Origin of the sequence: Halorubrum sp. GN11_10-6_MGM, from assembly GCF_005435165.1 — an archaeon.
GTDB lineage: Archaea > Halobacteriota > Halobacteria > Halobacteriales > Haloferacaceae > Halorubrum.
Genome location: NZ_SGUC01000042.1, coordinates 1 through 21,308, shown reverse-complemented (window position 1 = coordinate 21,308; position 21,308 = coordinate 1). Strand labels below are relative to the sequence as shown.

Genomic DNA, 21,308 nt, shown 5'->3' with positions numbered 1-21,308 from the left:
GAACAGCCCCGTCCCGTTGCCGCCGAGACCGAGCGACGCCCTGAGGCTCCGTTCGACCGATCGGCACGTCGACAGTATCCAGAAGAGGGCCCCGATCGGGACGCCGAGCACGCCGGCGACGGCCGCGCTCGCGAACGGCGACGCGGTGTCGCGATAGGTGATCCCCGCGAGCAGCGCCAGTCCGACGACGAGCGCGACCACGGCCGGCGGCTCCCGGAGGAAGGGGAGACAGATCCCCGGGACGGACACCGACCCCGCCTCGCCGGACGAGGTGAGGACTCCCGGGTCACCGGCGTCCTCGCCGACGCTCGGGGCCGCCCCGCCCCCGCCGCCGAACCCGCCGCTGCCGACGTCGACGGCGGTGTCCAGCGTCGCGGCCGCGACGCCGAGCGCGACGAGAGCGAGGAGGGCGACGGCGACCGCAGCGAGGGCGTCCCGCTTCACGTCCCCGAATACGTCGGCCGCCGTGAATAGCTTTCGCCGGAGGAGAGCCCGGCGCGAGCGACCGGTCCGCTACGCGTCCTCGCTCCCGTCCACGAGGTCGTCGAGCGGCGTGGTCGGGAACAGCGGGTCGACGTCGGGGTCTGGGTCGACGAGCCGGTACGCGGTCCCGTCGCGCTCGACGACGCCGGCGGCCGCGAGGTGGTCGAGGTGCGAGAACGCCTCGCCGGGGCCGTGGAGGACGTGGATACCCTCCAGCGATCCGAACAGCGCGGCGGACACCTCCCACGCGGTGGCGGTCTCGCGGCCGTCGAGGACCTCTATCACCCGGCGCGTCCGGTGGCGGTGGTGGTCGAGGATCGTCGCCGCGCGCCGGCTCGGGTCGTCGATCCGCCAGCGGTGGCCGGGATGGGCGGCGTCGAAGTCGCGCTCGACGATCCGGGCGAGGCTCTCGGCGTAGGCGGCGAGCGCCCCCTCGACGCGCACGTCCGCGCCGCCGACGTTGGGAGTGTACTTCGGGAGCAGCGCGTCGCCGGTGAAGGCCTCCTCCGTCGCGTCCGCGCCCGCCACGGGATCGTGGTCGGGCACCGTCCGCGGGTCGAACGCGAACCCCGAGAGCCCGGCGGTGTGCCCCGGCAGATGGAGGGCTTCGAGCTCGACGCCGCCCGCCTCGATCGCGTCGCCGTCGCCGAACGTCGTCACGTCTGCGGGCTCGCCGGAGAGGTCCGCGCTCACCGCCGCGAAGAAGTCGGTCAGGCGCTCCCGGTCGGCCGCGGGCATCCCCCACCGCTCGAACGTCTCGCGCTGGAGGTCGGAGTCGGCGAACAGCGGCGTCTCGCTCCCGTCGACGAGCTCGGCGTCGGCCTCGTGGACGTACACGTCGGCGCCGCCCGCCGCCTGAACCTCGCCGGTGAGCCCCGCGTGGTCCGGGTGCCAGTGGGTGAGGACGACCGCGTCGACGTCGGCGAACGCGAGCCCGAACTCGGCGAGGCCGTCGACCAACTCCTCGCGGACCTCGGGGAGCGCGACGCCGGTGTCGACGAGCGCCGTCGTCTCGCCGTCGAGCAGGTACACGTCGTTTTCGCCCTCGAAGACGGTGTTGCCGAGCTGGATCCGTTTCACACGACCACGTCGCGCGGCGCGCATTTCAGGGTTGCCACCGCGGCGAGCCCGGCCGAGGCCCGCCGTCAGGAGGGCTTTTACTCGCGCGCGCCTCACCGACGGTATGGAGTACCAACCGGGCGTGTGTAACATCGGACCGACCCAGCAGCGACGGCGGCTCCTCCTCGGCGTCGGGTCGCTGGCGGTCGCGGCGGCGTTCGTCGCGGCGGTCGTCACGCTCTCGTGGCCGCGCTGGGCGCTGATCGCCGCCGTGCTCCCGCTGTACGGCGCCGCGATGGGCGCGTTACAGTACCGCGAGCGCTTCTGTATCGGCTTCGCCGGCATGGGCGTCTTCGACGTGGGCGACGGAGCGAACGAGATCCAGAACGAGGCGGCGCTCGCCGCCGACCGGAAGAAGGCCGTCCGGCTCAACGCGAAGGCGGTGGGGATCGGCGTTGTGGCGACCGCCGTCGTCTACGGAGCCGTGGCCGTTCTGTTATAAGCAGTTTCGAGATCTCGGGCCGATCGCTTGTAAATAATCGATCGCGGATCGACGGTGAATGTCGCCGAAGCCCCAGTCGCGAGGCGCGACGCGCCACGGGCAACCGGCGGCGAAGCCGCCGGTGACTGCCCCTTCGAGTCCCGCCCCGCACTGCTCCGTCCCGCACCTCACGCCTCTCCAACCTCGTCGCTCACTCCGTTCGCGACTCCCTCGCGCGGTGCGGTCGCCGGACCACGTCCGGCTGCCGGAGAGACCTGCGGTCTCTCGCTGTTCGCGCCGCCCTGCGGCGCTCACCGGCACGCGCCACCGCAGCGACACCGCAGCGACACCGCAGCGCCACCGCAACGGCACCGCGGATCGAATCCGGTCGCGTCGGCGTCGCGGGCGTCTCGATCACCACGAACGTGCGTATAGAAAAGCATTAGACCCGGCTCGGTAACCACGTAAGTGAATGAGTCTGTCCGATGCGGACCGCGAGCTCGTGACCGCGGAGTTCGGTCGGGAGCCCACGGCGGCCGAGGCCGCGCTGTTCGAGAACCTCTGGAGCGAGCACTGCGCGTACCGCTCCTCGCGACCCCTCCTGTCGGCGTTCGACAGCGAGGGCGACCAGGTCGTGGTCGGCCCCGGCGACGACGCCGCGGTCCTCGCGCTGCCGACCCCCGAGGCGGCGGACGCCCCCGCGGCCGAGCGCGACGCCGACGACTACGGCGACACCTACGTCACCTTCGGCGTCGAGAGCCACAACCACCCCTCCTTCGTCGACCCGTTCGACGGCGCGGCGACGGGCGTCGGCGGCATCGTCCGCGACACGATGAGCATGGGCGCGTACCCGATCGGCCTGCTCGACTCGCTGTACTTCGGCGGCTTCGACCGCGAGCGCTCCCGCTACCTCTTCGAGGGCGTCGTCGAGGGGATCTCCCACTACGGCAACTGCATCGGCGTCCCGACGGTCGGCGGCAGCGTCGCCTTCCACGGCGGCTACGAGGGGAACCCCCTCGTCAACGTCGCCTGCGTCGGGGTGACGAACGAGGACCGACTGGTCACGGCCACCGCGCAGGAGCCGGGGAACAAGCTCGTCCTCGTCGGCAACGGCACCGGCCGCGACGGGCTCGGCGGCGCCTCCTTCGCCAGCGAGGACCTCGCCGAGGACGCCGAGACGGAGGACCGCCCCGCGGTTCAGGTGGGCGACCCCTACGCCGAGAAGCGCCTGATCGAGTGTAACGAGGCCCTGATCGACGAGGGGCTCGTGCTGTCGGCCCGCGACCTCGGCGCGGCCGGCCTCGGCGGCGCCTCCTCCGAGCTCGTCGCGAAGGGCGGGCTCGGCGCTCGCATCGACCTCGACCGCGTCCACCAGCGCGAGCCGAAGATGAACGCCACCGAGATCCTGCTCGCCGAGAGCCAAGAGCGGATGTGTTACGAGGTCGCCCCCGACGACGTCGACCGCGTCGCGGCGCTCGCCGAGCGGTTCGACCTCGGCTGCTCCGTCATCGGCGAGGTGACCGACGGCAACTACGTCTGCGAGTTCGCGGGCGACGCCGAGGAACCGGAAGCGGTCGTCGACGCGCCCGCCGAGTTCCTCGCCGACGGCGCGCCGATGAACGACCTCCCGAGCGAGCCGCCGAGCGAGCCCGACCGGGATCTCCCCGACGACGAGCCCCCGCTCGACGAGGCCGTCGCGGCCGTCCTCGCCGCCCCTTCGACCGCGAGCAAGCGCTGGGTGTACCGCCAGTACGACCACGAGGTCGGCACGCGGACCGCGGTGAAGCCCGGCGACGACGCCGCGCTGCTCGCGATCCGGGAGACCGAGGGCGAGGAGGAATCCGCCGCCGCCGCGGACGGCGTCGGCCTCGCGCTCGCCTCCGGCGCGAACCCGAAGTGGACCGCGGTCGCGCCGTACGAGGGCGCCCGCGCCGTGGCGCTGGAGAACGCGACGAACCTCGCCGCGACCGGCGCCGTGCCGCTGGCGGCGGTCGACTGCCTTAACGGCGGCAACCCGGAGAAGCCCGACGTGTACGGCGCGTTCGAGGGGATCGTCGACGGCCTCGCGGACGCCTGTTCCGCGCTCGACACGCCGGTCGTCGGCGGCAACGTCTCGCTGTACAACGACAGCGTCGAGGGGCCGATCCCCCCGACGCCGACGCTCGCCGTACTCGGGACGAGGCGAGGGTACGACGCGCCGCCGGCCGCGCTCGACGCCGAGCGCGCGGGCGACTCCGAGCTCCTGCTCGTCGGTGCCGGCGGCGACGCGCTCGGCGGCTCCGAGTACCTCGCGCACACCGGCGGGAGCGACCGGTTCCCGACGCTCCCCGACGACTCCGGCGCGGCCGACGACCTCGACGGCCTCGTCGCGTCGCTGGCCGCGGCCGCCCGACACGAGTCGACGCTCGCGGCCCACGACGTGAGCGAGGGCGGGCTGGCGGTCGCGCTCGCCGAACTCGTCACCGACGACGCCGGCGTCGACGCGACCCTGCCCGACCGCGTCGCGGCCTTCGACGAGACGCCCGGGCGTCTCCTCGTCCAGACGACAGACCCGGGGGCCGTCGCGGCCGCCGCGGGCGACCTCCCCGTCTTCCGGATCGGCGACGTGACGACCGACGGCACGCTTTCGCTTTCGGTCGGCGGCGAGTCTGTCTCGCTCTCCGCCGACGCGGTCCGCGATCACCGCGACGTGATCGAGCGGGAACTGGCCTGAGGCGTCGCGGCGGGGCGCCCGCGCCGGCTTCGACGCTTCTCGGCCTCGCGATCGCGCGGTTTCGACGCCGCGAGAGCGAGCGATACGCTTTTAGGCACTCCTAAAGTATGTGGCGGCAACCGCGGGACGCCGGTCGCTCCGGCGCCCGCCCCCAATCGATGGCATCCACGGAACCAGTCGGCACGACGCGCTCGGTCGAGTCGGAGGACGCGACGACCGAGGGATCGGACGACTCGGCGGCCGAACACCGAGCGAGCGCCGCTTCCGACGACGAGTCGAACGCCGCCGCCGACACCGTCCTCTCGCTGTCGGACGTCACGAAGGCGTTCGGCCCCGAGACCGCCGTCGACGACGTCTCGCTCGACGTGCGCTCCGGCGAGCTGCTGACGTTCCTCGGCCCCTCCGGGTGCGGGAAGACGACGACGCTGCGCACCATCGCCGGCCTCGAAGAGCCGACCGAGGGCGAGATCGCCCTCGGCGACGAGGTCGTCGCCGGCGACGGCGCGTTCGTCCCGCCGGAGCGACGCGACGTGGGCATCGTCTTCCAGAACTTCGCGCTGTTTCCCCACCTCACCGTCCGCGAGAACATCGCGTTCGGGCTGCCCGACGGCGATGCCGCCGAAGGCGAGGCGCGCGTCGACGAGCTGCTCGAACTGGTCGAGATGACCGACCACGGCGAGAAGACGCCCGACCAGCTCTCCGGCGGGCAGAAACAGCGCGTGGCGCTCGCTCGCTCGCTTGCCCCGGAGCCGGAGGTGCTCCTCTTGGACGAGCCGTTCTCGAACCTCGACGTGCGCCTCCGAGTGGAGATGCGCGAGGAGGTCCGCCGCATCCTGAAGGAGGCGGGCGTCACCGCGGTCTCGGTCACCCACGATCAGGAGGAGGCACTCTCCATCTCCGACCGCGTCGCCGTCATGAACGACGGGCAGATCGAGCAGGTCGGTCGCCCCGAGTCCGTCTTCGAGCGCCCGGAGTCGAAGTTCGTCGCCTCCTTCCTCGGCCGGGCGTCGTTCCTCGAAGGTGAGCTCCGCGACGGGAAGGTCGACACCGGGATCGGGCGGTTCGACGCCGTGACGCTGGAGGGGTACGACACCGTCTACGACGGCGCGCCCGTCGACGTCTTGGTCCGCCCCGACGACCTCCGCGCCACGCCCGCCAGCCCCGAGATCGCCGACGGCGTCGTCACCTCGCGGCAGTACGTCGGCCCCTCGTTCGTCTACCGGGTCGAGCTCGACTCGGGCGAGGCGGTCCACTGCCTCCACAACCACGTCGAGGAGTTCGACCTCGACGAGCCGGTCTCGCTCGAACTCACCGCGGACCACCCGCTCGCCTGGTACCCGCGATAGCTGACCTGGGATAACTGATTCGCGATAACTGGTCCGCGATAGCCAATTCGCGACAACTGACCTGCGACAACTGATCCGCGATAACTAATCTGCGATAACCGATCCGCGACTAGCTGGGCGGAAGTTTCCGCATTATCGAGGTGGAGCCTCCGGCCTCAAGGAGCGAACGGAGTGAGCGAGTAGGCCGGAGAGGAAACCGACATGGTACGACACAACCGGCATACTGCAACCGCCTGACTCCCGAATAGTTAAGAACAGTTACCACTACATCTGAAATATGGAGGTCCGACGTACTGCCCCTGTCAAACTCGCCGTTCCCGACGAGCGACGCGACGACCTCCACGAATCCGCCCGGCAATTCCGTCACTGCGCCAACCGTGCCACTGAGTTCTGTTGGTCCGACCGCTCCTACACCGAGTGCGTCACGGCGAACACAACCGCACGGGACGCGCTCTACGACGAGCTCCGTGAGGAGACCGATCTCACCGCGAACCTCGTTCAAGAAGCCATTCGACGCGGCGTTCAAGCTGTCAAAGGCTGTGTTGAGCGATGGAAAAGCGGTAAACGAGTGAGTCAACCGGAGTTCACGTCGTGGAGCATGCTCTACGACAAGCGGAGCGCGACGTTCTACCGGAACAAAGTCTCGCTCTCGACGGTCAACGGGCGTGTTGAGTGTGCGTTTGAACTTCCCTCGGATAGTCCCACGCCGTACGAACGGTACGTGTTGTCCGAAGAGTTCGAGTTCCGAGCGAGCACGCTACAGTACGACGCAGTGGACGACGAGTTCTACTTCCATATCACCACCCGGAAGTACGACTCTGAAGGAGACGACGAACCGTCTGAGGTTTCAGAAGATACTGAGCACCAAACGGTCCTCGGTATCGACCTCGGCGTCAACAGTCTCGCCGTCGCCTCCACCGGACGCTTCTGGCATGGAGACGACTACGACCACTGGTGCCGTGAGTTCGAGGAGCGACGTGGTGAGATGCAACAGCGCGGCACGCAAGCCGCACACAACGCCCTGCTTCGCCTCGGAAAGCGAGAGAAAGCATGGCGGAAACAGTACATTCACACCGTCGCTAACGAGATCGTTACGGAGGCTGTCGAACACGAGTGTGACGTGATCGTGTTCGAGGAGTTGACCGATATTCGAGAGCGGCTTCCACACGCGAAGTGGCACCACGTATGGGCGTTCCGACGCCTATTCGAGTACGTTGAGTACAAAGCTCCGGAACGCGGTGTCTCCGTGGAGCAGGTCAAGCCGAACCACACGTCTCAACGCTGTTCTCGGACAGATTGCGGATTCACACATGAGGACAACCGGCAGGGAGAAGTGTTCTGTTGCCAGAAGTGCGGGTACGAAGTGAACGCGGACTACAACGCCGCGAAGAACATCGGGACACGATACGGTCGAAAGCGACAACATAGACTCCGTTCCTCGCCCAAGTCGGGGACGGAGACGCACCAGTAGACGTGCGTGTGAATGGTGGAATGTTGAACGGCGAGAGTTACCAGCGCATTGCTGGCGACTGATTGCCGGGAGTCCACATCAAAGCCCCACCCTCAACGAGCGAGCCTCTTATGAGGTGAGTGAAGTAGGGTGAGGTAGTTTACAAGGTGGCGAGGAACGGCACCGCGTACGCGATCAGCAGGCCGACGAGCGTGACGGCCGCGCCGATGCCGACCTCGCGGCTGCCGAACTCCTGCATCGGGGCGGTCACGCGCTTGTCCGGATCGGGCTCGTGCGAGTGGTCGTCCATGCCCGCGAGTCCGTTCGGGGGCCATATAAGCCCACCTGAACCCGACGCGTCGGCTACCGCCGCGCGTCGAGGAGCCGGATCGGATGAGCGGGCCGCCGGGTGAGCAGCGCGTCGAGCTGTTCGAGACAGGACGTGCCGCTGGCGACGACGGTCCGGTCCGCGGTGTCGTCCGTCGTGAACTGGTCCGCGAGCGTCTCGCCGACGTCGACGCTGAGGTCGTAGTACTCCGACTTGTAGCCGAAGCTGCCCGCCATCCCGCAACACTCCACGTCCGAAGTCGCCACGTCGAACCCGGCGTCGTCGAGGACCGCCGTGGTGTACGGCTCCAGGTCCAGCGTGCGCTGCTGACAGTGGCTGTGGTAGGCGACCCGCTCGCCGTCGCCGTCGGGGAGCGCGTCGATCTCCGCGCCGTTCTCCAGCAGGCCGTACACGTACTCGAAGAGCTCGTAGCTGTGCCCCTCCAGCGCCTCGTACTCGTCGCCGTCGAGGAGCCGTTCGTACTCGCGGCGGAACATCGCGAGGTCGGACGGCTCGATCACGACGACGTCGCGGCCCGCCGCGACGGCGGGCGCGAGCGCGTCGTACACGGCCTCGGCGTTCGACCGCGCGGTCGCGATCATGCCCTGCGACAGCGGCGCGCGCCCGCTCTCGCCGGCCGCCGGCACGTCGACGTGGACGTCGAGCGCTTCGAGGACGCGGACGGCCGCCTTCCCCCGCTCGGTGCGCACGTAGTTCGTGTACGCGTCGGGGTACAGCGTCACACGCTCGCGTGCGGCGTCGGGGTCGACCCGGGGCCCCCGGTCGGCGAACCAGTCGACGAGCGACTCGCGCTCGAACCGCGGGAGCTCGCGGCGGCTGTCCACGCCGAGCGTCCGCTCCAGCACCGAGCGGGCGGGGCCGGTCCCCGCGACCCAGTTCGAGACCGGCGCGAACGCCGACCCGAGCCGCGCCAACGCGTCGAAGTTCCCGAACAGGCGCTTCTGGAGGTCGACCCCGCCCGGCTCCTCGTCCGGGGTGAGCCCCTCGACGAGGAAGTCGAGGTCGCCGTCCTCGCCGCGGTTGATCCGGTCGCGGACGACGGTGTTGATCCACGGGATGTCGATCTTCACCGGGCACTGGTTCACGCACCGGCTACACCCCGTACAGAGGTCGTTGAACTCGGCGGCGCTCTCCTCGCCGTGGACGCCCGCCTCCCAGCCGGTGGCGATCCCGCCGGAGTAGGTCTCGCCGCCGAAGGCGTGACCGCCGACGTGCTGGAAGTTCGCACAGGAGTTCGCGCACGCCGAACACCGGATGCAGTACAGCGTCTCGCGGAGGTCCTCGTCGTCGCGCATCTCCATCCGGCCGTTGTCGATCAACACGAGGTGGAAGTCGCGCTCGTCGCCGGAGCCCAGCGCCTCCTCGCCGAACGTCGGGGAGTCGGTCGGGGGGGTGAGCAGCGAGACGTAGGAGGTGATGTCCTGCCCCGTCCCCGACCGCCCGATGAGTTCGACGAACGGTCGGAGGTCCTCGACGCTCGGGATCACCTTCTCGACGCCGGCGACCGCGACGTGGGTGTCCGTCGCCTGAACGCACTTCCGGGCGTTGCCCTCGCTCGTCACGAGCGCGAGCGTCCCGGTGTCCGCCGTGACGAAGTTCGCACCGGTCATCCCGACGTCGGCGTCGCGGATCTTCTCGCCGAGGTGCTCGCGGGCGAACCGGGTCAGCTCCTCGGCGGTCTCCGGCGGGTCCGCCGGCTCGAACACCTCGTCGAACAGCGCGGCGATCTCCTCGCGCGACTTGTGGATGGCCGGTGCGACGATGTGCGACGGGGCCTCGTCGGCGATCTGGAGGACGAACTCGGCGAGGTCGGTCTCCCAGACGTCGGCGCCGTCCGCCTCCAGCGCCTCGTTCACCTCGATCTCCTCGCTGGTCATCGACTTCGATTTCACGGCGGTGCGGCCGTCGACGACCTCGGTGATGTATCGGTTCGCGTCGGCGGCGTCGTCGGCGAGGTACACGGTGCCGCCGTTGGCCTCGACGGCCTCGGTCACCTCGTCGATCAGCTCGGGGAGCCGCTCGATCGCGTCCTCCTTGATCGCCCGCGCCTCGTCTTTCAGTCGCTCGTAGTCGTCGAGGTCCGCGGTCGACTCGTAGCGTCCCTCGTTGAACACCCGCGTGTTCTGCCGGACGCTGTCGCCCTCGGTGTCGAGGAGGTGTCGGATGTGTTCGGCCTTCTTCCGTCGGTTCTCGGCGCTCATCTACCTGCCCTCCAGCAGGACGACGGTGACGTCCATCGGCCCGTGCGCCCCCTTCACGAGCGCCCCCATGTCCGCCGTCGCGCTCGGTCCGGTCGCGATTATCGACTGGCCCGCGCCGTCGCGGACGTCCGCGGCGAGGCGGTCGAACGCGGCGCCCATGTCCGAGAGGACATCGTCCGCGGCGACGACGGCGACGTGTTCGTCGGCGTAGAGGCTCACCGGCTCCTCGCCCGCGGGGCCGCCCTGTATCACCACGGAGCCGTAGTCGGCGATGCCGTATCCGGCGGCCGTGACGCCCGTCGACGCGGCCTCGAGGTCCGCCACGGTGGGGTCGGTGTTCACCTCGTCCGGGAGCGAGACGCCCTCGAAAGGGAGCGGCGCGCCGACCGCGGGCTCCTCCAGCAGCGGTGCTACCGCCTCCTCGAACCCCCCGGCGGTCGCCCGAACGCACTCGACCCCGACCTCGTCGAGCGACGACTCGAAGGTCGCGAGTGACTCGGCTGTCATACGCGGCGGTTGACGGAACAGCGTAATGGATGTTTCCCCGTACTCGGTCTCCGTACGCGATATGTAATGCCGCTTTAGCGACGAACCGCGCCTCGGTGTATCGATCAGCTCGGATAACATCGTCAAAAAGAAAATTACATATGGGTCGTTGCGAGACGCCCAAACACGGTCAAAACACTCAACCATGACCAACGTGCTCACACTGGCGTTCGTCGGCGTCGTCCCGATCGCCGTCGCGTTCGTCCTGCTCGCCGGCCTCAGGTGGTCGGCCGCCCGCGCGATGGGGGTCGGCTGGTTGCTCGCGGGCGGGATCGGGATCACGTACTGGCGTATGGAGTTCGACTGGCTGGTCGCGTCGGCCGTCTACGGCGCGCTCCAGGCGGTCGACATCATCCTCATCGTCTTCGGCGCCATCCTCCTGATGAACTACCTCGAAGGGAGCGGCGCCATCGCGACGATCCGGTGGTACTTCGGACAGATCGAGGAGGACAGACGCATTCAGGTGCTGCTCATCGGTCTCGGCTTCATGACGATAATCGAGGGCGCGGCCGGGTTCGGGACGCCCGGCGCGCTCGCCGCGCCGCTGTTCATCGGCCTCGGCTTCCCGCCGCTGGCCGCCGCGGTGTTCGGCCTCTTCTTCAACGCGCCGAACCCGCCGTTCGGCGCGGCCGGGACTCCGGTCATCGGTGGCACCGGCGCGGTCATCGAACCGGCGCTGTCGGGGTCGATGAGCGTCACCGAGTTCCTCTCGATGGTCTCCGCTTGGTCCGGCGTCGTCACCGGACTGACGTACGTGTTCTGGGGCCTGCTCGGCGTGTTCTTCCTCACGTACTGGTTCGGCGACGCCGACGGCGGCCGGAGCCTCGGCGGCGCCGTCCGCGACACGCTCCCGATCGCCCCGTTCGCGCTCCTGCTCGGCGCCGTCACCGGCGGGACGCAGCTCGCCATCGCGTGGGTCGTCGGCCCCGCGCTCCCCGACATCGCGGCCGGGTTCGTCGTCCTCGGCGTCGGCCTCCTGCTCGCGAACAACGACGTCCTCGTTCCCGACCGCGAGTGGGACTTCCCCGCCGACTCGGCGTGGAGCGACACGTGGCTCGGCGGGCTCGACCTCGACGAGATCTCCCGCGACCAGCCGAAAAAGGAGATGTCGGTGCTGCTCGCGTGGACGCCGTACCTGCTCGTCGCGCTCGCGCTGCTCGTCACCCGGTGGCCCGACCTCACCGTCGCCGGGACCGGGGTGCTCGCGTGGATCCAGAGCTTCACCGTCGGCGTCGACTCGATCCTCGGCACGGAGCTCGGCTACACGCTCCAGTACCTCTACCTCCCGGGGACGATGCCGTTCATCCCCATCGCCGTCCTCACGGGGCTCATCCACAAGATGGACCTCGACGAGATGGGGGCCGCGTGGCGTCGGTCGGTCGAGCAGGTCGCGCCCGCCGCGCTCACGCTGATCATCGCCGTCTCCATGACGCAGGTGATGATCCAGTCGCAGACGAACACCGCGGGCCTCCTCGGCATGATGGAGGCGCTCAGCCGGGCGCTCGCGATCGGCGCCGGCGGCCTGCTCCCGATGATCTCGCCGTGGATCGGCGCCATCGGCTCCTTCATGACCGGGAGCAACACCTCCTCGAACATCCTCTTCAGCGTGCTCCAGTACAACGCCGCCGAGACCGTCGAGCTCTCCCGGACGATCGTCGTCAGCCTCCAGAACGTCGGCGGCGGCCTCGGCAACATGGTCTCAGTGCTGAACGTCGCCGCCATCTGCGGCGTCGTCGGCATCACCGGCCGCGAGGGCGACCTGCTCCGCAAGGCGGTCGTCCCGATGGCGCTGTTCGCGCTGTTCGCCGGGCTGTTCGGAATGCTGCTGACCTACGTGCTCGTCCCCGGGCTGTTCTGACCCTCCCGGAAACGCTTTCCCGCGACCGGCTCGACACGTGGGTCGAACGACTCGACGTCGAAGACCGCTATGAGCGACTTACGAACGCCTGAGGAGGACTCGACCGGAAGCGACGGCGGTCCCGAGCGACCGCCTCGCTACGAGCCGGTGATCCGGTGGGCCGAGTACGTCAGAGCGCAGCCGGCCGAAGTGCGGGGACCACAGCAGAACGCGGTCGTGAACGGCAAGATCGAAGGCGCGCAGGCGGTCGACGTGAGCGCCGAGGAGAAGCGGGCGATTCGGGAGTTCGCTGATGACGTGTTGGAGGCGGAACGCGGCGCGGCCGAGCCGGACGAGGAGTAGCCGTTCTTAGAGCGCGCTCGGATCGATCCGATCCACGAGACCGTCGAAGTCGTCGTCGAAGCTCAGCACCGCCTCGATACCATGGCGGTCGCACAGCGAGACGATCGTCGCGTCGGTGAAGCTGAGCCCCTGATCGTCGTAGCGTTCGAACACCTCGACCGAGTCTGTAAACCCCGCACCCGACACGTGAAGCATCTCGTAGACCGGCGGGAACGGACCCGCGCCGCGGAGCCGCCGGCCGATCCGCTTCGCCGCCGGGAACGATCCGGTTCGCTTGAGGGTCAGCGTGACCGCTTCGTCGTACACGTAATCGGTCACGTACGCGGCACCGAACTCGCCGTCGTAGACTGCGTCCAGCGCGTCGCTCGCCTCCTCGTGTCTCGACGCGTCGGTGTCGTGATCGGCGTACAGAACGCCGGTGTCGACGAGGACCGTCATCCGTAGAGAATGTCGTCGATATCCTCCTCGTCCGTTTCGACCCCGGAACTGACTCGGCCCTGACGCATCCGCTCTTTCTCTTCCTCGCTCAGGGGAAGCGTCGACGAGCGGAAGGAGTCGATCACCTCGCCGCGAGAGTCGTACGCGTCGCTAATGAGTCGCGAAAGCAGCTCCTGCTGGGTGACGTTTTTCCCCGCCTGAAGCCGTATCTCCGCCTGTAACTCCTCCAGACGGGATTTCGCGTCCTCGTCGACTTTGACTGCCGTCGCCACACCAGCGAGTTGCTCTTAATACTAAGTAAACGTTTCTACTACTTGAGCCTCTCCGACCGATTCGGTTCTATTTGCTCTGATCATAGCAGCCTGCTCAGTGCGGAGCAGAATCTGACTCGGCAACTACTGTAAAGTCGTGAATTTCTCGCCTAATCTGTATAAGCCCACCTGAACGCGCCTCTCGTCGTCGGAACTCGCCCGGATCAGAACACGCCCGCGACCTCAATAGCCTCCAGCAACACGGCGGCGTTGCGGACCGCGACGAAAGCGAACAGCAGCGACGGCAGCCCGTAGCCGACGGCGCGGACCACCGGCGCGAGGTGGCCGTTGCGTCGCCGTCGCGCGATCACGAGCGCGCCGATCTCCGTCACCGCGACGATACCGACGACGATCGCGAACGAGCCGAATAACAGCCCCTCGGTGACGCCGACTTCTTTAAAAATGGGAGCAACGACCGGGTTCGACTCGTGGACTCCGGGCACGTACGTGAGTCCGATCCCCGTCGTGAGCGCGTCCGCGAACTTAGTCGCCAACAGGAGACACATGCCCGACACCGAGAGGGAGAGTCGGCCGTGGTTGTCGGCATTTCTCGATAGACCCGCGAAGCGGCCTCTGCGGTCCACACGGTTGGCAGCGGTCCGTGACTCACTGTTGGAGTCACGATCCGACAGGCTCTGACCGACACCCGGGCCTGTGGCCGCCGTTTGGCGACTTCCCCGCGCGTCTGACTCCCCGTCGTGAGGCTTTTGTCGATGCCGTGGCATCTCCTGACACACTATCTGCTAATTTCAAGACAAATAAACTTATTGAGTGACTATTGAGGTATGCTCGTGTTCGGAGGAACCGCGGAAACGTGACTGCCGCGACGGTGTCAGTCGCGAGACCGGACAGGATGCCGAACAACATATATGCTCGACTGATCTACGATAAGCCGGTTGCCCGCACAGTTACGTCGCGAACAACATGGATATCAGATCGGCTCTCAGCTCCGGATTAACGCTTCTCCTGGTGGTGGGAGTCGTAGCGATGCTCGTCGGACAGCAGCTCGGTCAGCCGATCCTTCTGGGGTTCGTCCTCACGGGCAGTATGAACGGTGAGCCGGCGAACATGGCTCCCGGTGACGGATTTATCGCCGTTCCGCCAGTGCTCGCTGACGACGTTACTGAGGACGACGTGGTGACGTTCGAGGCTCAGGAGCTACAGGGAGGCGGTCTGACGACCCACCGCGTCGTCGGGGAAACCGAGCAGGGCTACATCACGCAGGGCGACGCGAACCCGTTCACCGATCAGGACGGTCCGGAGCCACCGGTCCAGGAGTCCCAAATCGTCGCGGTCGCCTTACAGTTCAACGGCGACGTCGTGGTGATCCCGCGAATCGGGCAGGTGGTGTTGTTGCTTCAGGGCGGATTCTCCGCCGCGTCGTCGGCGCTCTCTGGCATTCCCGGCTTGGGTGGGATCGCGGACGGAAACGTCGGATCGTCGATGGTTCTCGTCGGGCTGTTGCTCCTCGGGTACAGTCTCGTCGCCGAGGCGGTCGGCGGAACGAACTCTCGGACCGGTCGCGACGGCCGCTCGCGAGACCGGGGGGGGGTAAGACGAGCGCGGTCCTCGTCCTCCTCGTCATCCTCCTCCTCATCACGGTCCCCGCGACCGCGAGTATGGTGATCCCGTCGGGGACGAACGACATCACGATCGTGAGCTCACAGACGCCGAGCTCGAGTCCCACCGTCATCGAGCGCGGCGGGTCCGTGGAGTACACGTACAACTTCACGAACGACGGATTCATTCCCCGAATCGCGACCGTGAACGCGGCTAGTACGGGCGTCGATGTCGCTCAAAGTTCGCTCGTCGCGGACCGCGGCGAGACGGCCAGCACCACCGTTACGATCCACGCCCCCGAGGAGACCGGCGCGTACGTCAGGTCCGTTTCCGAGTGGCAGTACGTTCAGTTCCTCCCGGCAGCGGTCATCCTCTCGCTACACGCGATCCATCCGTTCGTCGCAGTCGCGGCGATAGATGCCGTGATAATCGTCGCTGTCACCACTGTGTACGTGATCGCTGTCGGGCTCGAACCGTTCCGATTCCGCGACCGTGACCGCGACGTCTCCTTCATCGACGGTCTACGACGGAAACTGCGTAAATGGCTCTGAACCGGACAGTCACACGTCGGTAGCACGCGGATTAGGCCCCGACGATCAGTCGCAGATTCGATCCGGTCAACAGCACTCCGATGGCAGTCGCCAAGACCGGCGGCCAGTAGTACGAAAAGCGTTCGCGGGCCCGAGCCCCCTGAACGCTGACGGAGATCAATACCAAGAACACGAGCAGCTTCAACAGCAGGAACCCGGGGATCCCGAAATTCTCGAGCAGCGCGTTGACCGCGGGATTCCCTTCGATGAGGCCGGGGACCGCGATGGTGGCGTACAGGGTCGACAAGACGTCGCCGAGGCCGTACGTGAGCGCGGCGACGAGCCAGAGCCCGTAGAACTCCGCCGACCGAACGCGGTAGAGCGGGCGGTCGTCGCCGCCGCTCGGCTCGGGGCGTTCCCCCGAGCGAGCGTCCGCGATCGAACTCGCGGAACTCTCGTCGCCCGACGCGGCCGGGTCATCTATCCGTTCGAGCAGCGAACTCAGCTGTTGGCGTCTGCCGGCTATCTCGCCGGTCAGTTCCCGGTAGCGATCGTCGTCCGTCAGATCCTCGTCGTCCCGCCGGGCCTCGATCTGCCGGCGACGCGCCACGAGCGAGAGGTACCGATCGGTGATTCTCTCCACGGCCCCGTGGTCCACCAGTCGGGCGACCGTCTCGCGGAGCTCGTCCCGATCCAGCGGGCGCGGAACGTACTCGTCGATGTCGAGCCGGAACACGTCAGATCCGACTCGAACGCCGGAGAGAAGGCCGATCTGACTGTCTATCTGGCGGGCCCGCAGCCGTCCGAGGAGCTCCTCGCTCGGCGGGTCGGGGAGGTCGCCGTCGAGGAGGATCACGTCGACCTCTTCGTCGAGCGCGTCGAGCGCGCTCTCGCCGTCGCCGGCGATCCGGACCGCGTACCCCTCCAGCCAGTCCGCGTACTCCCCAGCCTGCTCTCGGTCGTCCTCGATTATCAGGACCGTGGCGTCGGTGTCACGCGGCATCCGGTTCGTACCCGGCTTTGTGCGGTCGTCGTCATAAGCGCAGGGGAACCGAGGTGATCTGATGGGGATCGTGATCGCATCTCCTCTTCAAGAGACGATCAAGCGAACGCTCATCCCGTTCGTCGATGGAGCCGATCCGTCGCCCCTGTCGAGACGCCCGTTCCGAACGCGGGGAAGCACGCTCCTTGAGACGCTGGAGAGGGATGAATCCGACGCGCCCGACTTCGGGCGCTCAGTCCTATCGGCACGCCCGCTGTGGGCTGACCGTCCCTTCGACAGCCGAACAGTCGGAGACGGATATCTGGCTCGGCGTCGAGATAGAGAGATCGCCGGCGATCGACGAGTCTTTCAGTCTGACGTCGACCTGGCTCTGTGACTCGATCGTAACCGTCCCGTCTACCTGACTGTCCGTCAGGTCCAGTTCGACTTGACTGTTGGTTACGACGTTTAGATCGCCTTCGATCTGACTGTCCGTCAGGTCGATCTTCACCTGACTCTCGGTGTCCACGTCGACGGCCGATCCGACGGTCGATCCGTCCGTCAGCGACAGTTTCACCTGGCTGTTGTTGGCCAACGAAACGCCCTCGGAGATCTCGGTCGCCGCCAGATCGAGCGTGATCTGGCCACCGGCGTCCGTGACCTCGATGGCCCCGTCGACGGTCGTATCACGCCCGCTGACGATGTCTACCTGCCCCTTGCCGTCGACCGTGATCGGACCGGTCGAGACAGCCTCCAGCTCGTCCAGCTTGACTTGACCGGCTGCGGTCACTGACACTGGCCCGTTCACCGTTGAATTCCGCGTCTTGTCGAACTTCACCTGACCGGAGGCGTCGATCGTGATCGGACCGGTCGTCGCGTTCTTCAGGCTGTCGACGGTCACTTGGTCGTTTGAGGTCAGCGACACCTCGCCGTCGATCGTAGCGCCACGCGGCGTGAACTTTATTTCTCCGGCGTCCTCGACGCAGAGTCCGCCCCCGACACGCGTCGAGACGTCGAGATCGAGCTGTGACTTGCTCCGTACCTTGAGGACGCCCCGGACGCGACTGTTGCCGCCGAGATCCAAGCCGATCTGGCTCGGCGTGTCTACCTTGAGATACTCTCGGATCTCCGAGTTCCCCCTAAGCGTCAGGTCGATCTGGCTCTTCGAGTGGAACTCGGCGGCACCGCCGACCGTGGTGTTGCCCGTGATCCGCTCTCTGATCTGGTTCGGCTTGTCGATCACGAGGCTACAGTCGGTGGACTTCTTCGGGACCTCGTTGACGACGCACCCGGAGGGACGCTCTCGGGGGGCACACACGTTGAACTTCTCGCACGCGACCTGCGCGGTCCGCGTGAACTCGACGCGTTGGTTCGCGTTGGAGGCGACGAACCGCATCTCGACCGCGCCGTTGGCCTCACAATCGACCGTCGCTCGGACGTCGCCGGACCCACCTGGCGGGAGTTCGGCAGGCGTCTGTATCGTCTGCGGGTCGATCGGCGGTCCCGAACTCACGACCGTCGCCGAGATCGTCGTCAGCGGCTGGTCGAACTGGTTCGTCAGCTCGAACAGCGTGACGGTGTCCCCGTCGGAACCGCCCGCCTGTCCGCCGGTAATGCGTAAGAAAGCCTCGTCGTCTCCCGTCGACACGACGCTGAGGTCCCGTTCCGAGTCGACCGTGTTGAAGGCGCCAGTGCTTTGCAGCGCCGCGGCTCCGATGCCGCCGGTCGCGAGCACGCCGATGACCTTGCGGCGGCTCACGATCCCGCTCGACCCGCCACGCGAACGATCTCGGCTACGTTTTCGACCCATGAACTTTGATCCCGGTACCGACCGTCTCCACGTTGGTCGTAACTACGTATAGCAGTAACGCCGGGCCGCCGCCGGCTGTCGACCACGACGCCCGGAACGAACGAGTTCCCTCGGGGCTATGATGACCCGAAGGTTATTAGCTACTAGTTATTGTCCGCGGTTTCAGCGGTTATCTGTAGCGTGTAACTCCCGTCATCAGGGAGCGAACCATCATTTCCGCCATCGAGTAGATCGACGACGATCCCGAAATTGATCGCGTCACCCGGAGTGAGTGTGCCATCGTCATCGGCAGCCGAATCCAGTATATTGCTGTTATTCTGTAGCTCAAAAACCTCGGTAGTATCGGCACCAGTGCTCGAGGCAGTGAAGTGGAACGTGTCGCTGAGATTCAGGTTCCCGTCGTCGGACCCCTCGGAAATGAACTCCAAGGTGAGACTGGTCACGTCCTGTGTCCCGTTGTTCGTAACGGTCACCAGATTCCGGAAGGTGGTCCGGGCGTTCGCGTTGACGCCGGTCGCGTTGGCACCGCCGTCGCCATCTGGATTGTCCAAGGTTATCTCGACCGTCTCGCCCGTCTGTTCGACGAACGGATTTTGCGGGCTCCCATCGCGAGCCGCCGGTGCGAGCCCGAGGAACGCGCTGGCGTCGCCCGCCGTCTCGACGTTGACCGTCCGCTCCGCGGTCACGGTCGTGAACGCGCCCGTACCCAGGATCGCGCCGCCGCCAGCAACCAGTCCACCCAGTCCGATCAGGACGCTGCGTCTGTTAGCCATATCTACACCATGTACCCCCACCCACTTTGTATTGAGTCGCTTGACCCGCCCCAAGCACCGGCTGAATCTCGGTATCGACGGGCTTGAAGCGGGTATGGGTGGGGCTGAACCGCGACATCGAACGGGACGACGTCCGCCCGACGCTGGAAAGCCCGTCAATACAAAACCGTCGAGCCACGAAAGACCGGGTACGAACGCGTCCGCGCAATTCGACTCACGATGCCCACACGACGACAGACCGCGCTCGGCCTCGGCTCGATGGCGCTCGGCAGTGCCGTCGTTAGCTCCGCGTCGTTCTTCTCGGGCACGGCCGCCGCGGCGGACCTCCGGATCGTGGTCACCTCGGAGCTGACGCTCACGCCCGGTCGCACGGGCGAGGAGTACGTCGGCACCGACGAGGACGGCGAGGTCAACGAGATCGTGATCGAGAAGCTGAATCAGCGGTCGATATCGAGATTCGAGGATCTCGTCGAGGTGACGAACAACGGCGACGTGCCGTACGACCGGCTCGCCTTCTCGTTCGCCGGGACGGGCGAGGATCCCGACGCGCAGAGCGTCGACGTCGCGGAGACGCTCCGGGTCGTCTCCGCCGACGAGTCCACGGAGACGGACGAACAGGGTCGAACGACCATTCTGGCCGACTCAAGTGAGACGTTCGAGTCCGGCGACGCGGTCACGTTCGGGATGGTCGTCAACCTGATCCCCGGCGATCCACCGGGCGCCCTCGAGGAACTTCCCGAGGAGTCGAGCGTCACGCTGGGGATCGCCGCGGTCAACGAGTGATCGAATTCTGACACTCTCGGACCCCCACGGCTGATCGACGTGTGATAACGCGACCCATGAATTTTCGCTGCTCGGAAGCATCCGGGTTCTATCCGGCAGTTCGTCGCGCTCTGTGGACACTCTCAAGCCCGGCTTGAAGCGGGCGCCGGGGACGTCTCGGGATTCAAGCGGGCCCTTCAATCGTTTCAGGTCACCTAATACTAAGTGGATACCCCCACAGGGGAGAAACAGGTGGAAGCCACATGGTTAAACGACGCAGCATGGTGGTCGGACTCGGAGCGTTAGCAACTGGGAGCGGCGCAGTCTTCTCGTCGGCGGCGTTCTCGAGTAGTGTGAATTCGGCGGCAGACATGCGGGTCGTCGTCGGTGAGGGGTTGGGTAACAACCTCCGCGTTAGTGCCGGTAACATCTTTCGGGACAACGACGGTGATTTTCAATCAGCCAATCCGACTAGTGACGCTGTTAAGACAGCTCATGATATATCCGATACTACTTTCTTCGCCAGCAATAAACTGGAGGATCTCGAGGTGGCTGATCTCCCGGCAGCCGGCGCGAACAACATGTATAACGAAGACTTAAGCCTCGCAGTGGCCACTGCCGTCGGCGAGACCGCTGAGATCGGTAATGGTGGTTTCCAGGATAAGGGATTCATTCAGATTGAGAACAACACGCCGGACGATCACGACATTCAGATCGGGTTCAACGAATTCGGCGACGAGGTTAACGGCCCAGTTACTAAGGAAGAAGTTAGGCAGATATATGAATTCTATGACATTAATGGGAACAAGATCTCAGAAAAACCAAATGGTGCTTTCGAAAACAGCGTCACCGTTACGTCGGGATCTGTAGAGCAGATCTACCTCGAAGTTGATACCGAAGACGGAGATCTGTACGATGCCGTGATGGACGCAACGGGAGTCGAAGACAGTCCGTTTACCGAAGACCAGGACACGGTCGATCTGGTAGATAGTATTCAGGTCGGCGTCACAGAAGATTAGACGGAATCTCTCAAGAATAACCGTGTTTTGCGATCGGATCCATATTCCTACTCTTTATTGAGGATTCTCGATGTCCCGGATCGATCCCTGTTCGTCCGTGTAGATAGAATCGAATATTCTACCTCGAAACGGATAATAATAATACCACAATTTATTATTCTTCCTAGATATATTCGGAGGTATGGTAACTAGACGAGGGATGCTCGCTGTTGTTCTTTCCTTCACGCTGATCCCGCTCTCCGGATGTCTCGATACAGTCACTGGCGGCGAAGGGGGGGGATCTTCGGGTGTGGTG

At 66.4% G+C, this 21,308-nt stretch carries 19 protein-coding genes and 2 pseudogenes; 10 read left to right on the top strand and 11 right to left on the bottom strand.

Annotated elements, in window-relative coordinates:
- Together EXE46_RS14775 and EXE46_RS14770 are read right to left on the bottom strand one after the other, a co-directional pair.
- Positions 1–444, bottom strand: a pseudogene (locus tag EXE46_RS14775) (hypothetical protein); the annotation flags it as partial.
- A 69-nt stretch (positions 445–513) separates the two neighbouring features.
- Complete coding sequence (locus EXE46_RS14770) at positions 514–1,563, bottom strand: MBL fold metallo-hydrolase (RefSeq protein ID WP_137689124.1); 1,050 nt, start codon at positions 1,561–1,563, stop codon at positions 514–516.
- A 103-nt stretch (positions 1,564–1,666) separates the two neighbouring features.
- Between EXE46_RS14770 and EXE46_RS14765 the strand changes: the two genes are divergently transcribed.
- From EXE46_RS14765 to EXE46_RS14750, 4 genes and pseudogenes are all read left to right on the top strand, one after another.
- Positions 1,667–2,044: a hypothetical protein gene (locus EXE46_RS14765; protein WP_137689123.1), complete on the top strand. Its 378-nt coding sequence runs from the start codon at positions 1,667–1,669 to the stop codon at positions 2,042–2,044.
- 451 nt (positions 2,045–2,495) lie between these two features.
- Positions 2,496–4,736, top strand: coding sequence for a phosphoribosylformylglycinamidine synthase subunit PurL (gene purL / locus EXE46_RS14760; protein ID WP_137689122.1), 2,241 nt, complete (start codon positions 2,496–2,498; stop codon positions 4,734–4,736).
- Positions 4,737–4,894: 158 nt separating this feature from the next.
- Positions 4,895–6,082 (top strand): ABC transporter ATP-binding protein, encoded by a 1,188-nt coding sequence (locus EXE46_RS14755; protein WP_137689121.1) that lies wholly within the window; start codon positions 4,895–4,897, stop codon positions 6,080–6,082.
- A 277-nt stretch (positions 6,083–6,359) separates the two neighbouring features.
- Positions 6,360–7,615 (top strand): annotated as a pseudogene (locus tag EXE46_RS14750) (RNA-guided endonuclease InsQ/TnpB family protein).
- Between the two features lie 77 nt (positions 7,616–7,692).
- Here the strand turns inward: EXE46_RS14750 and EXE46_RS17250 are convergent.
- Genes EXE46_RS17250 through EXE46_RS14740 form a run of 3 tightly spaced genes read right to left on the bottom strand, consistent with a single transcriptional unit; the run spans position 7,693 to position 10,589 of the window.
- Positions 7,693–7,842 carry a hypothetical protein gene (locus EXE46_RS17250; RefSeq protein ID WP_199234189.1) on the bottom strand — a complete coding sequence of 50 codons (150 nt, stop codon included), beginning with the start codon at positions 7,840–7,842 and terminating at the stop codon, positions 7,693–7,695.
- 53 nt (positions 7,843–7,895) lie between these two features.
- Complete coding sequence (locus EXE46_RS14745; protein ID WP_137689120.1) at positions 7,896–10,082, bottom strand: LUD domain-containing protein; 2,187 nt, start codon at positions 10,080–10,082, stop codon at positions 7,896–7,898.
- Positions 10,083–10,589, bottom strand: a complete 507-nt coding sequence (locus EXE46_RS14740; RefSeq protein ID WP_137689119.1) for a lactate utilization protein C — start codon at positions 10,587–10,589, stop codon at positions 10,083–10,085.
- Positions 10,590–10,773: 184 nt separating this feature from the next.
- Here EXE46_RS14740 and EXE46_RS14735 point away from each other — a divergent pair, with 184 nt between their 5' ends.
- Positions 10,774–12,486, top strand: a complete 1,713-nt coding sequence (locus tag EXE46_RS14735; protein WP_137689118.1) for an L-lactate permease — start codon at positions 10,774–10,776, stop codon at positions 12,484–12,486.
- A 69-nt stretch (positions 12,487–12,555) separates the two neighbouring features.
- Positions 12,556–12,828 carry a hypothetical protein gene (locus tag EXE46_RS14730; RefSeq protein ID WP_199234188.1) on the top strand — a complete coding sequence of 91 codons (273 nt, stop codon included), beginning with the start codon at positions 12,556–12,558 and terminating at the stop codon, positions 12,826–12,828.
- 6 nt (positions 12,829–12,834) lie between these two features.
- Here the strand turns inward: EXE46_RS14730 and EXE46_RS14725 are convergent, their stop codons facing one another.
- From EXE46_RS14725 to EXE46_RS14715, 3 genes are all read right to left on the bottom strand, one after another.
- Positions 12,835–13,266 carry a type II toxin-antitoxin system VapC family toxin gene (locus EXE46_RS14725; protein ID WP_137689117.1) on the bottom strand — a complete coding sequence of 144 codons (432 nt, stop codon included), beginning with the start codon at positions 13,264–13,266 and terminating at the stop codon, positions 12,835–12,837.
- Complete coding sequence (locus EXE46_RS14720; protein ID WP_137689116.1) at positions 13,263–13,538, bottom strand: hypothetical protein; 276 nt, start codon at positions 13,536–13,538, stop codon at positions 13,263–13,265. Before EXE46_RS14720 ends, EXE46_RS14725 begins: the two co-directional genes overlap by 4 nt.
- A gap of 203 nt (positions 13,539–13,741) precedes the next feature.
- Positions 13,742–14,083, bottom strand: a complete 342-nt coding sequence (locus EXE46_RS14715) for a hypothetical protein (RefSeq protein WP_137689115.1) — start codon at positions 14,081–14,083, stop codon at positions 13,742–13,744.
- Positions 14,084–14,564: 481 nt separating this feature from the next.
- On the opposite strand from EXE46_RS14715, the gene EXE46_RS17505 reads away from it, so the two are divergent.
- A complete protein-coding gene (locus tag EXE46_RS17505; RefSeq protein WP_241981589.1) occupies positions 14,565–15,203 on the top strand; it encodes a hypothetical protein in 639 nt (212 codons plus the stop codon).
- Entirely contained in the window at positions 15,197–15,688 is a 492-nt protein-coding gene (locus tag EXE46_RS17500) for a hypothetical protein (protein WP_241981588.1), read from the top strand. The genes EXE46_RS17505 and EXE46_RS17500 overlap by 7 nt, the downstream gene beginning before the upstream one ends.
- Before the next feature lie 31 nt (positions 15,689–15,719).
- Here the strand turns inward: EXE46_RS17500 and EXE46_RS14705 are convergent, their stop codons facing one another.
- The 3 genes from EXE46_RS14705 to EXE46_RS14695 form a co-directional block, all read right to left on the bottom strand.
- Positions 15,720–16,670 (bottom strand): response regulator transcription factor, encoded by a 951-nt coding sequence (locus EXE46_RS14705; protein ID WP_137689114.1) that lies wholly within the window; start codon positions 16,668–16,670, stop codon positions 15,720–15,722.
- A 238-nt stretch (positions 16,671–16,908) separates the two neighbouring features.
- Positions 16,909–18,408, bottom strand: a complete 1,500-nt coding sequence (locus tag EXE46_RS14700; RefSeq protein WP_137689113.1) for a hypothetical protein — start codon at positions 18,406–18,408, stop codon at positions 16,909–16,911.
- 194 nt (positions 18,409–18,602) lie between these two features.
- On the bottom strand, positions 18,603–19,232 hold the full coding sequence (locus EXE46_RS14695) for a hypothetical protein (RefSeq protein WP_137689112.1): 630 nt from the start codon (positions 19,230–19,232) through the stop codon (positions 18,603–18,605).
- 219 nt (positions 19,233–19,451) lie between these two features.
- Between EXE46_RS14695 and EXE46_RS14690 the strand changes: the two genes are divergently transcribed.
- Complete coding sequence (locus EXE46_RS14690) at positions 19,452–20,015, top strand: hypothetical protein (protein WP_137689111.1); 564 nt, start codon at positions 19,452–19,454, stop codon at positions 20,013–20,015.
- A gap of 242 nt (positions 20,016–20,257) precedes the next feature.
- Positions 20,258–21,013, top strand: coding sequence for a hypothetical protein (locus tag EXE46_RS14685; RefSeq protein WP_137689110.1), 756 nt, complete (start codon positions 20,258–20,260; stop codon positions 21,011–21,013).
- Positions 21,014–21,308: the final 295 nt, after the last annotated feature.